The 11,475-nt window shown below is 64.7% G+C and carries 11 protein-coding genes; 9 read left to right on the plus strand and 2 right to left on the minus strand.

Annotated elements, in window-relative coordinates; genetic code table 11:
* Positions 1-6: 6 nt before the first annotated feature.
* Together BG023_RS11875 and ada are read right to left on the minus strand one after the other, a co-directional pair.
* Positions 7-834 carry a DUF2711 family protein gene (locus BG023_RS11875; protein ID WP_069310642.1) on the minus strand — a complete coding sequence of 276 codons (828 nt, stop codon included), beginning with the start codon at positions 832-834 and terminating at the stop codon, positions 7-9.
* Positions 835-878: 44 nt separating this feature from the next.
* Positions 879-1,925, minus strand: a complete 1,047-nt coding sequence (gene ada, locus BG023_RS11880; protein WP_069310643.1) for a bifunctional DNA-binding transcriptional regulator/O6-methylguanine-DNA methyltransferase Ada — start codon at positions 1,923-1,925, stop codon at positions 879-881.
* A 92-nt stretch (positions 1,926-2,017) separates the two neighbouring features.
* On the opposite strand from ada, the gene BG023_RS11885 reads away from it, so the two are divergent.
* The 9 genes from BG023_RS11885 to BG023_RS11920 all read left to right on the plus strand — a co-directional run bounded on the left by BG023_RS11885 (position 2,018) and on the right by BG023_RS11920 (position 11,427).
* Positions 2,018-3,586, plus strand: a complete 1,569-nt coding sequence (locus BG023_RS11885) for a S1 family peptidase (protein WP_069310644.1) — start codon at positions 2,018-2,020, stop codon at positions 3,584-3,586.
* On the plus strand, positions 3,583-3,717 hold the full coding sequence (locus tag BG023_RS15130; protein ID WP_257784898.1) for a hypothetical protein: 135 nt from the start codon (positions 3,583-3,585) through the stop codon (positions 3,715-3,717). Before BG023_RS11885 ends, BG023_RS15130 begins: the two co-directional genes overlap by 4 nt.
* 159 nt (positions 3,718-3,876) lie before the next feature.
* Positions 3,877-4,431 (plus strand): F0F1 ATP synthase subunit delta, encoded by a 555-nt coding sequence (locus BG023_RS11890; protein ID WP_069310645.1) that lies wholly within the window; start codon positions 3,877-3,879, stop codon positions 4,429-4,431.
* Positions 4,432-4,441: 10 nt separating this feature from the next.
* Entirely contained in the window at positions 4,442-5,971 is a 1,530-nt protein-coding gene (gene atpA / locus BG023_RS11895) for a F0F1 ATP synthase subunit alpha (RefSeq protein ID WP_069310646.1), read from the plus strand.
* A 12-nt stretch (positions 5,972-5,983) separates the two neighbouring features.
* On the plus strand, positions 5,984-6,853 hold the full coding sequence (locus BG023_RS11900; RefSeq protein ID WP_069310647.1) for a F0F1 ATP synthase subunit gamma: 870 nt from the start codon (positions 5,984-5,986) through the stop codon (positions 6,851-6,853).
* A gap of 55 nt (positions 6,854-6,908) precedes the next feature.
* On the plus strand, positions 6,909-8,399 hold the full coding sequence (gene atpD / locus BG023_RS11905) for a F0F1 ATP synthase subunit beta (protein WP_069310648.1): 1,491 nt from the start codon (positions 6,909-6,911) through the stop codon (positions 8,397-8,399).
* A 6-nt stretch (positions 8,400-8,405) separates the two neighbouring features.
* Positions 8,406-8,663, plus strand: coding sequence for an ATP synthase F1 subunit epsilon (locus BG023_RS11910; protein WP_069310649.1), 258 nt, complete (start codon positions 8,406-8,408; stop codon positions 8,661-8,663).
* 160 nt (positions 8,664-8,823) lie between these two features.
* Positions 8,824-10,929: a prolyl oligopeptidase family serine peptidase gene (locus tag BG023_RS11915; protein WP_083234676.1), complete on the plus strand. Its 2,106-nt coding sequence runs from the start codon at positions 8,824-8,826 to the stop codon at positions 10,927-10,929.
* Between the two features lie 258 nt (positions 10,930-11,187).
* A complete protein-coding gene (locus tag BG023_RS11920; protein ID WP_069310651.1) occupies positions 11,188-11,427 on the plus strand; it encodes a DUF1153 domain-containing protein in 240 nt (79 codons plus the stop codon).
* Positions 11,428-11,475: the final 48 nt, after the last annotated feature.

Raw genomic sequence — 11,475 nt, forward strand, 5'->3', positions numbered from 1 at the left:
GCTTCTTCAGACCCTTCCGCCTGCCAGCGGTACAGCCTCCTCGAGCAGCCAATAGGTCGTCGTGGCTGGCGTGCACCAGAAGCCCTCGAAGCCTTCTTCTGGTCGCGCAGCTTCCAGCCGCGCCCGGGTACCGAAGATTGCGGTATAAAAGCTGTCCCAGTGCACCCAAACCAGCAGCGAGCGGTCGGGCGCGATGATCCGGCGTACGCCCCATTTGGGAAGGTCATCCCGCAAATCCCACGGTTCCTCGTCCTCCAGCGCGTCAAGTGGCATCAGCCTTTCTTCATCGCCAAACTCGTTAGAGAGGATCACCTCGCTAATCCCTGCGCGGCGCAGCATGGCGATCAGCGAGGCTTCCATCAGCGGCTGGATCACGCCTTCGGTGGGGAGAAAAATCTTCTCACGAGCACAATAGTCCGTCAGCCTTCGGGCCGCGACTTCATCTGCAAATTCCTTGCGCAGGCCCTTGATGTCAGTGCGCAATGCACAATCGAGCATGCAGTGATCATTCATCCCGAGCGTGGCGAGGATTTTGCCCCAACCGATCGGGCGGCCGAATCCTTTTGCAATACCCGGCATGGAACCGCTCTGCACCTCCTTGCCCTCACGCCGCGCAGCCCCCTCTTCGTCCATCCATTCGAGAAGGCTTGCGCCTTCAGGCATCTCCGAGCGGGCGAACACCATCGTGCCGTGAACACAGGCGGAAGGGTCAAGACCCTCGACCGTGAAGAAGGGATGCAGCGCGATAAAGCCCGCATCGAACACGCCCTTATACCAGGGCAACATCGCATCATCTTCGGGCGGCGGCCACTTGCTGCGTTCGATTTCGGTCATTCAAGCAGTAATGCCAAGACCTTGCGATCAAAGCAACTTACCCCTCAAACCCCCTCCCGCCGCAACAACTCCGCCTTGATCTCCAGCCCGTAGGCATAGCCGCCCAGCGTGCCATCCGCCGCGATCACCCTGTGGCAGGGGATCAGCACCGCGACATTGTTCGCCCCGTTCGCCCCGCCTACCGCGCGGCTCGCTTTGGGATTGCCGAGCGCCGCTGCCAACTCGCCATACGACCTGGTTTCGCCGTGCGGGATGCGGCGGAGTTCTTCCCATACGCGTTGCTGGAAGGCGGTGCCCTTCACGTCGAGCGGGATCGCGGCGCTGCCCGGGCCGGGTTGTTCCACTGCCTCCACCACCGCCGCGAACAGCGCGCGGAAATCCTCGCCGGCGGGCACCAGCTGCGCCTTGGGGAAGCGTGCGGCGAGTTCCGGCTCGCCCTCTCCGAAGGCGAGGCAGCACACGCCCTTGTCGGTCGCGGCGACCAGCATCGGCCCGAGCGAGGTCGGCAGCACTGCCCAGTTGACCACGCGGCCCGCGCCGCCTTTGCTCCAGTCACTCGGGTTCATGCCCAGCCTGCCTTTCGTGCTTTCGTAGAACTGTTTAGACCCCCCGTAGCCCGCGCTAGACAGGGCTTCGGTCACGTTCAAGCCACGGCTCAGCGCCTCGCGCACCCGCTCTTCGCGCAGTGCTCTGGCAAAGGCGGCGGGACTCATGCCGACCGTGCGTTTGAACAGCCGTTGGAAGTGCGTGGGGGCATAGCCGGTGAGATCGGACAGCGCCTCGAGCGTCATCGTGCCGCCCGCCTCCACCTCGGCCCGGATCGCGGCAATCGCGGCGAGCACGCAGGCCTCCTCGGCGCTTTGCGTGTTGGGAGAGCAGCGTTTACAAGGCCTTAATCCCGCTTCTTCAGCATCTTTCGAGGTTGCGTAGAAGCGCACATTCTTGCGCAGCGGCATCCGCGCCGGGCACGAGGGGCGACAATAGATGCCGGTCGAATGAACGCCGGTGACAAACGCGCCGTCGAACCGCCGGTCCTTGGCCTGTGCGATCCGCCAGCGATCGTCATCGGTGATGTTCTGAAAATGTTCCACGTGGAACAATTTGCCACACCTGCCCCCAGCCTGCACCCCCGGAGTTTGCGTTCAATGTCGCATGGCCGCGAAAAGTGGTTATAACCCGCGCCATGTTGCGTCGCCTCATTGCTCTCGTCCTCATCGTCCTCGCCTTACCCAGCGCCCCCGCCGCCGCCGATCCCGGCGATGTCGAGGCCGCCGCGCGCGGCGTGGTGCGGGTGGTGATCATCGGCGAGGACGGCGGCGATCCTGCGCCGATCAGCCACGGCACCGGCTTTGCCGTCAGCCCCACCCGCATCGTCACCAACGCCCATGTCGTCACCGAGGCGTTGCAGGACGATACGCTGCGGATCGGGATCGTGCCGAGCGAAGGTGATGGCGGGGCGTTTGCGCGGGTAATCGCAGTGTCCCCGCGCAACGATCTGGCGCTGCTGGAGATTGCGCGGGGGAGCCTGCGCCTGCCGCCGCTGGCGCTCGCATCGGGGGTGAGCGGAAATCTCGGCGAGGTGTCGGCCGTGGGCTATCCGATGAACGTCGATCTTGCCCAAGGCCTTGGTATCAATGATATTTTCCGCGCACAGCCGCCTGTAAAATCACGCGGATTCCTGTCGGGCGAGCGGCCCAGCCGGCAGTTCGACACGATCCTCCACACCGCACCCATTGCACGCGGCAATTCGGGCGGGCCGCTGCTTGATCCCTGCGGACGGGTGATCGGGGTCAACAGCTTCAGCGCGGATTCGGCGAGCGGCGATGCGGAGTTCTACTTCGCCGTCTCCTTGCGCGAACTGCTGCCGTTCCTGCGCAGCAACGGGGTGGAGCCCGTCACCAACGCCCTGCCCTGCCGCTCGATCGACGAGTTGAACGCCGAGGAACGCCAGCGGCTCGAAGCCGAACAGAGCGCCGCCCGCCAGCGCATGGCGGAACGGGCCGAAAGCTTGCGCGAAGTGCGCGAGACCGCGCGACTCAAGGCGCAGATGGACGTGCTGGGCGAGCGTGAGAATGCGATGGCCCTCGCACTGATCGCCCTGCTCGGCGCAGTTGGCGGGGCCTATGCCGCTGCCGTGTGGCGCGGAGATAGGCAGCGCCGCAAGCACGCCGGAATCGCCGCCGCGCTGGCGGGCATATCGCTGCTCGCGGCGATCCTTCTCTGGGTCACCCGCCCCGGCCTCGACGCGATCGAGGACCGGGTTGCTGCCGCGGTCGCCGAGGCCGAAGGCCGCGCAGCGCCGGGCAGCACCGACAGCGCCAACCCCTCGCTCGCCGCCGAGGGTGCGCTTATCTGCACGCTGGTGCCCGAACGCAGCCGCGTCACTTCGGCCCGCACCGATGATGTCGCCTTCGAGTGGACGGCGGACGGCTGCGTCAACGGGCGCACGCAATATGGCCTTGGACAAGGCGGCGAATGGCAGCGGGTGTTCGCCGCGCAGGATGATGCCGCGGTCGCGGTCAACACCTATGATCCCGAGACCCGCACCCTGCGCACCGACCGCTATCTGTTGGGCCAGACCGCTCTATCCGCCGCGCGCGAGGCCCGCGCCGCCTACACGCCGCCGTCCTGCGGGGTGAGCGATGGTGCACGCACGCTGGGCGAGCAGCAATCGGCACTGATCGCAGGCCTGCCCGATCGCCCCAACGAACGGCTGGTCTACAGCTGCTCTGCCAGGGTCGACGCGCGGTGAGCGCTAAAAGGTGGCTCGTGCTGGTCGCCGCGGTGCTGGTGCTGCTTGCCGGTGGCCGGATGGTGCTTCGCTATCTTGATTATCAGGCCTCGCAAGCCGCCCGGGAAGCGCCGAGCACGGCCCGGCACTGACCGACTTTCTTCTCGCACCTGCACAAATCCCGCCCAGCGGCTTGCGCTGGCGGGAATCAATTGCTAGGCGCGCGCCAACCTTGAGGGCAGCCCTTGCGCTCGCCCCACTCCCAAGGCCCAAGCATTACCCTTTTTAGCTTCCGAGAGGATTGCAAGCGCGTGGATATTTCCGCCGGTATCAAGGCTAGCCTGGCTGGACGCTATGCCTCGGCCCTGTTCGATCTCGCTGCCGAAACCGGCAAGGTGACCGCGGTCGAAAAGGACCTCGAGACGCTGGGCGCTGCCCTGAACGAATCGGGCGATCTTGTGGCGCTGACCACCAATCCGCAGCTGGGCCGCGACGTTGCCGGCAAGGCGATGGCGGCCGTGGCCAAGAAGCTCAAGCTTTCGGACCTCACTTCCAATTTCCTCGGTGTGCTGGCCAGCAACCGCCGCCTTGCCAAGCTGCCGGCGACCATCGCCGCCTTCAAGGCGATCGCCGCTGCCCAGCGCGGCGAAGTGACCGCCACTGTCACCAGCGCGCACCCGCTCAGCGACGACCAGATCGCCGCATTGAAGACCAAGCTGACCGCACGCGAAGGGCGCACGGTCATGCTTTCCGCCAAGGTCGATCCCGACCTGCTCGGCGGCCTTGTCGTTACCATCGGATCGACCCGCATCGATGCCTCGATCCGCACCCGTCTCAACTCGCTTGCCCAGGCCATGAAGGCTTAAAGGAAGAACCATGGAAATCCGCGCCGCAGAAATCTCGAAGGTCATCAAGGACCAGATCGCCAATTTCGGCACCGAGGCCGAAGTCAGCGAAACCGGCACCGTGCTGTCGGTGGGTGACGGGATCGCCCGTATCCACGGCCTCGATCAGGTGCAGGCCGGTGAAATGGTCGAATTCGCCAACGGGGTGCAGGGCATGGCGCTCAACCTCGAAGCCGACAATGTCGGCGTCGTGATCTTCGGCTCGGACTCCGAAATCAAGGAAGGCGATGTCGTCAAGCGCACCGGCACCATCGTGGACGTGCCGGTCGGCAAGGGCCTGCTCGGCCGCGTGGTCGACGCGCTCGGCAACCCGATCGACGGCAAGGGCCCGATCGTCGCCGAAAAGCGCAGCCGCGTCGAAGTGAAGGCACCGGGCATCATCCCGCGCGAATCCGTGTCGGAGCCCGTGCAGACCGGCCTCAAGGCGGTTGACGCGCTCGTTCCCGTCGGCCGCGGCCAGCGCGAGCTGATCATCGGTGACCGCCAGACCGGCAAGACCGCCGTCGCCATCGACACCTTTATCAACCAGAAGGACGTCAACGCGGGCGACGACGAGAAGAAGAAGCTCTACTGCGTCTACGTCGCGGTCGGCCAGAAGCGTTCGACCGTTGCCCAGATCGTGAAGCAGCTCGAAGAAAACGGCGCGATGGAATATTCGATCGTCGTCGCCGCGACCGCTTCGGAGCCCGCTCCGCTCCAGTACCTCGCGCCCTACACCGGCTGCGCGATGGGCGAATACTTCCGCGACAACGGCATGCACGCCGTGATCGTGTACGACGACCTTTCGAAGCAGGCCGTCGCCTATCGTCAGATGTCGCTGCTGCTGCGTCGTCCTCCGGGCCGCGAAGCCTACCCGGGCGACGTGTTCTATCTCCACAGCCGCCTGCTCGAGCGCGCTGCGAAAATGAACGAGGAAAACGGCCACGGCTCGCTCACCGCGCTGCCGATCATCGAAACCCAGGCGGGCGACGTGTCGGCCTATATTCCGACCAACGTGATCTCGATCACCGACGGCCAGATCTTCCTCGAAACCGGCCTGTTCTACCAGGGCATCCGTCCGGCGATTAACGTCGGTCTCTCGGTGAGCCGCGTCGGCGGTGCCGCCCAGACCAAGGCGATGAAGAAGGTCTCGGGTTCGATGAAGCTCGACCTCGCTCAGTACCGCGAAATGGCGGCCTTCGCGCAGTTCGGCTCGGACCTCGACGCCGCGACGCAGAAGCTGCTCAACCGCGGTGCGCGCCTGACCGAGCTGCTGAAGCAGAAGCAGTTCTCGCCGATGCCGTTCGAAGAGCAGACCGTGTCGATCTATGCCGGCACCAACGGCTTCCTCGACGCGATCCCGGTCAACCGCGTCAACGACTACGAGAGCCAGATGCTCGACTACATGCGCCGCGAACACGGTGCCGTGCTGGCCGAGATCCGCACCTCGAAGAAGTTCGAAGGCGACGTGGCTGACAAGACCAAGGCCGCGCTCGAAGCTTTCGCCAAGCAGTTCGCGTAAGGACGCCCTGACGTGCCCTCACTCAAGGAACTCAAGGGCCGGATCAACTCGGTCAAGTCGACCCAGAAGATCACCAAGGCCAAGCAGATGGTCGCGGCGGCCAAGCTGCGCCGTGCCCAGGCTGCGGCCGAGGCCGGCCGGCCCTACGCCTCGCGCCTTGCTGCGGTGATGGCCTCGCTGGCAAGCAAGGTGTCGGGTGATTCCGCGCCCAAGCTGCTGGCCGGTACGGGCAGTGACAAGCGCAACCTCCTCGTCGTGGTCAACACCGACAAGGGGCTGTGTGGCGGTCTCAACTCGAACCTCGTCAAGGCTGCCAAGCTCAAGGCGCGCGAGTTGCAGGCGGCTGGCAAGACGGTCGAATTCTACCTCGTCGGCAAGAAGGGCCGCGCGCCGCTGAAGCGCGAATTCCCGAACCTGATCGGCGAGGGCTTCGACACCAGCGCCGTCAAGACCCCGGGTTTCACCGAGGCCGAAGCGATCACGAACGAGCTCATCGCGATGTTCGAGGCTGGCAAATTTGACGTTGCGCACCTGATCTACCCGACCTTCAAGTCGGCGCTGGCGCAGGATCCGACGATCAATCAGCTGATCCCCGTCCCCGCCCCCGACAAGGCGGCTTCGGCCGATGCCGTGGTCGATTACGAGCCGGGCGAAGAGGAAATCCTCGAAGAGCTGCTGCCGCGCTACGTGCGCACCCAGCTGTTCGGCGCGCTGCTCGAGCGTGAGGCTTCCGAACAGGGCGCCTCGATGACCGCGATGGACAACGCCACGCGCAACGCGGGCGAGCTGATCCAGAAGCTGACCATCCAGTACAACCGCAGCCGTCAGGCCGCGATCACCACCGAACTCATTGAAATCATTGCTGGCGCGGAAGCGCTGTAGCAACAACTTAAACACGGGCGCAGAAGCGCTCTAATCGAAGGCTAAGGAACAAGACATGGCAACCGCAGCCAAGACCACCACCCGCAAGAAGGCGCCTGCCCCGGTGCTCAACCAGACCACCAACGGCACCATTTCGCAGGTCATCGGCGCCGTCGTCGACGTGCAGTTCGAAGGCGAACTGCCGGCGATCCTCACCGCGCTTGAAACCAAGAACGGCGACAAGACGCTGGTGCTCGAAGTCGCCCAGCACCTCGGCGAAAGCACCGTTCGCACGATCGCGATGGACGCGACCGAGGGCCTGACCCGCGGTAGCGAAGTGATCAACACCGGCGCGCAGATCTCGGTGCCGGTCGGCCCGAAGGTTCTGGGCCGCATCATGAACGTCGTCGGCGAAGCGATCGACGAGCGTGGTCCGATCGGCGCGGAAACCACCGCCCCGATCCATGCCGAAGCTCCGGCCTTCGTCGATCAGTCGACCGAAGCGGCGATCCTTGTAACCGGCATCAAGGTGATCGACCTCCTCGCGCCTTACGCGAAGGGCGGCAAGATCGGCCTGTTCGGCGGCGCGGGCGTCGGCAAGACCGTGCTGATCCAGGAACTGATCAACAACATCGCCAAGGGCCACGGCGGCGTGTCGGTGTTCGCCGGCGTGGGTGAGCGTACCCGCGAGGGGAACGACCTTTACCACGAATTCCTCGACGCCGGCGTTATCGCCAAGGACGCCGATGGCAATGCGACCTCGGAAGGCTCCAAGGTGGCGCTCGTGTTCGGCCAGATGAACGAGCCCCCGGGCGCCCGTGCCCGCGTCGCTCTGTCGGGCCTGACCATGGCGGAATACTTCCGCGACGTGGAAGGCCAGGACGTGCTGTTCTTCGTCGACAACATCTTCCGCTTCACCCAAGCGGGTTCGGAAGTGTCGGCGCTGCTCGGCCGTATTCCTTCGGCGGTGGGCTACCAGCCGACCCTCGCCACCGACATGGGCAAGCTGCAGGAGCGCATCACCTCGACCACCAAGGGCTCGATTACCTCGGTGCAGGCGATCTACGTGCCCGCGGACGACCTTACCGACCCGGCGCCGGCGACCTCGTTCGCACACCTTGACGCGACGACCACGCTGAGCCGTGCGATTTCGGAACTCGGCATCTACCCGGCGGTGGACCCGCTGGACTCGACCAGCCGCGTTCTCGAACCGCGCGTCGTGGGTGCAGAGCACTACGAAACCGCTCGCCGCGTTCAGGAAACCCTGCAGAAGTACAAGTCGCTGCAGGACATCATCGCCATTCTCGGGATGGACGAACTGTCGGAAGAGGACAAGCTGACCGTCGCCCGCGCGCGCAAGCTGCAGAAGTTCCTCAGCCAGCCGTTCCACGTCGCCGAAGTGTTCACCGGCATCCCCGGCTGCTTCGTGCAGATCGAAGACACCGTGAAGAGCTTCAAGGCGGTGGTCGATGGTGAATACGACCATCTGCCGGAGCAGGCCTTCTACATGGTCGGCGGGATCGACCAGGTGGTCGAGAAGGCCAAGAAGATGGCTGAAGAGGCTTAAGTCATCATGCCCCTCCACTTCGAACTCGTCACGCCTGCCAAGCTCGTCCGTTCGGAAGACGTCCACATGGTGGTCGTCCCCGGCACCGAAGGCGAATTCGGCGTGCTGGAAGGCCATGCGCCCTTCATGAGCACCATCCGCGACGGTGCGGTGCAGGTCTACACCAGCGCCACCGGCGCGCCGGAAGTGATCCAGGTGCGCGGCGGCTTTGCCGAGGTCAACGAAAAGGGCCTCACCGTGCTCGCCGAGCACGTCGAAGGCTGACGTTTTCGACAATGAGAAACACAAGAGGGCGGGCCATTGGTCCGCCCTTTTTGTTTGAATCCCCTTCCCTTTCCGCGTCCCGCTCGCCACAACACCGGCCTGCACTTCCTTGAGGAGAGGACGCTTGAAACTTGTCTCCACATTCGCACTGGCTCTCGCAATGACAATCGCATCAACAACCGGCGCTTCGGCGCAGGAAGCCCCCGGCGACGGCGTCCCCGGCCCCGAGCAGGATCCGTACATCTTCCTTGAAGAAGCCCGCAGCCCCGAGGCGCTCGACTGGGTGGCCAAGGAGAACGCGCGCACCCTCGCCGCGTTCGAGGCCGATCCGCGTTACGCGCAGCTCAAGGCCGAAGCGCTGGCGATCTTCGACAGCAACGACCGCATCCCCTTCGTCAGCTTCCGCCCCGACGGCCTGTATAATTTCTGGCAGGACAAGACGAACCCCAAGGGCATTCTGCGCCGCACCACGCTTGAAAGCTACCGCACCGACAAGCCGGAATGGGAAGTGATCCTCGATGTCGATGCGCTCGCCAAGGCGGAGGGCAAGGAGTGGGTCTATCAGGGCTCGTCCTGCCTGCCCCCGGCGATGAACAAGTGCATGATCGCGCTCTCGGACGGCGGCGAGGATGCCACCATCATGCGCGAATTCGACATGGCGAAGAAGCAATTCGTCGAAGGCGGCTTTGTGCTGGGCAGCAAGAGCCAGGGCGGCATCGAGTGGGTGGACGAGAACACCCTGCTCGTCAGCCGCGACTTCGGCGAAGGAACGCTGACCGAGAGCGAATACCCCTTCACCACTCGCGAATGGAAGCGCGGCACCGCCATTGCCGATGCGCCGGAAATCTTCCGCGGCGATGCCAAGGACGTCTCGTCCGGCGCGGCGCTGCTGCGCGACAATGACAGCGTGATCCACGCGCGCATCGCCTATCGCGGGATCAGCTTCCACGAGCGGCTGTGGTATGTCTGGAAGGACGGCCAGTGGCTCCAGCTCGAGCTTCCCACCAAGGCGAACCCGGTCGGCATCGTCGACGGGCACATGCTGTTCTCGCCCGATGTCGACTGGACGGTCGGCGACCAGACCTTCCCCGCCGACAGCCTCGTCGCGGTCAATCTGGCGGAATGGAAGAAGGACCCCAACGGCGCCAAGAAGGCGCTGGTGTGGGCGCCGGGCTACCGCCAGACCAAGCAGGGCAGCACGGTTACCGCAGGCGGGCTCTATGTGTCGCTGCTCGACAACGTCGTGGGCAAGGTGCTGAAGTTCAACTTCGCCGATGGCAAGTGGGCATCCAAGCAAGTGCCGCTGCCCGACAATGCGACGATCGGCATCGCCGCCTCGTCTGACGAAACCGACCAGATCATGTACACCGTGAGCGGCTTCCTCGAGCCGACCACGCTCTATTACACCGATGGCACGACGGCGCCGGCGGTACTCAAGACCAGCCCGGCCTATTTCGATCCGGCGGGCATGGATGTCGAACAGCACGAGGCGGTGAGCAAGGACGGGACCAAGATCCCCTACTTCATCGTCAAGCCCAAGGGGATGAAGGCCGATGGCTCCACCGCCACGCTGCTGACCGGCTATGGCGGCTTCCAGGTCCCCCGCCTGCCCGCCTATCTCGGTTCGACCGGCAAGCTGTGGGTCGAAAAGGGCGGCGCCTATGTCCTCGCCAACCTGCGCGGCGGCGGCGAGTTCGGGCCGAACTGGCACCAGACCGCGATCCGCGAGAACAAGCAGCGCACCTGGGACGATTTCATCGCGGTCGGCGAGGATCTGGTCAAGCGCGGCTTCACTTCGCCGCAGCACCTCGGCATCCAGGGCGGCTCGCAAGGGGGGCTGCTGGTCGGCACCTTCTTCACCCAGCGGCCCGACCTGCTGGGCGCGGCGATCGTCCAGATCCCGCTGTTCGATATGCTGCGCTATCACCTGATCGGGCGCGGGGCTTCGTGGATCGGCGAATATGGCGATCCGCGCATTCCCGAACAGCGCAAGTGGATCGAGGGCTATTCGCCCTACCAGAAGATCGTCGCGGGGGTTGAGTATCCCGCGCCGTTCCTGTGGGCCTCGACCGCCGACGACCGCACCCACCCCGCGCACGCGCGCAAGGGGGCGGCACGGCTCAAGGAACTGGGCCAGCCCTATTACTACTTCGAGGATACCACCGGCGGCCATTCGGGCGGGGTCGACAACGACCAGCGCGCGAAGCTTCAGGCGCTCCAGTTCATCTATCTGATGCAGCGTCTGATGGACGCCCGGAGCAAGTGACGCGCCTTTAGAAAAGGCGCCCGCAAGGCACACAGACGGGGCGATTCCTTCGCGGGAATCGCCCCGTTTGCGTTAGTGCCAAAAGTCAACGCAACTACCTGTAAAACAAGCCGACACTTTGCGCTCAACTCGTCGCGCGCAGCGCACGGGAGAGGTCCTCAACGCTGATTTAACCATGTCCCTCAGCCCCTCGTTAAGCCTGCCCGTCAAGATTCAGCCCATCGGGGGCGATGACGAGCACACACGAGGAGCTGAGCAATGGCCTATCCCAGAGACATCTCGATTGCCGACGCGATCAAGCGTTACGGCTTGCCCCAGAGCCACCGCGTCCACTGGTCGAAGGCGCGGAAGGACGATGTCGTGCGGGCGGTGCGCGAACAGGCGATCAGCTTCCACGAAGCACGCGAACGCTATCTCCTGAGCCGCAGCGAGTTCGAGCAGTGGGAACGCGATTATGTCGCAGCTGGCGGCGAAGTCGCCCGGATGCAGGACGCGTAAGGCTGTCCTGGCGCATCGGTGCCTTGGCGATGGCGGCGAAGGGGCAGT

The sequence above is a fragment of the Porphyrobacter sp. LM 6 genome (assembly GCF_001720465.1).
Lineage (GTDB): Bacteria > Pseudomonadota > Alphaproteobacteria > Sphingomonadales > Sphingomonadaceae > Erythrobacter.

Bases quoted from the DNA above. Each gene is read 5' to 3' on its own strand.
- BG023_RS11875 (WP_069310642.1), bottom strand. From the start codon at position 834: ATGACCGAAATCGAACGCAGCAAGTGGCCGCCGCCCGAAGATGATGCG.
- BG023_RS11885 (WP_069310644.1), top strand. From the start codon at position 2,018: ATGTTGCGTCGCCTCATTGCTCTCGTCCTCATCGTCCTCGCCTTACCC.
- atpA (WP_069310646.1), top strand. From the start codon at position 4,442: ATGGAAATCCGCGCCGCAGAAATCTCGAAGGTCATCAAGGACCAGATC.
- atpD (WP_069310648.1), top strand. From the start codon at position 6,909: ATGGCAACCGCAGCCAAGACCACCACCCGCAAGAAGGCGCCTGCCCCG.
- BG023_RS11910 (WP_069310649.1), top strand. From the start codon at position 8,406: ATGCCCCTCCACTTCGAACTCGTCACGCCTGCCAAGCTCGTCCGTTCG.
- BG023_RS11915 (WP_083234676.1), top strand. From the start codon at position 8,824: ATGACAATCGCATCAACAACCGGCGCTTCGGCGCAGGAAGCCCCCGGC.
- BG023_RS11920 (WP_069310651.1), top strand. From the start codon at position 11,188: ATGGCCTATCCCAGAGACATCTCGATTGCCGACGCGATCAAGCGTTAC.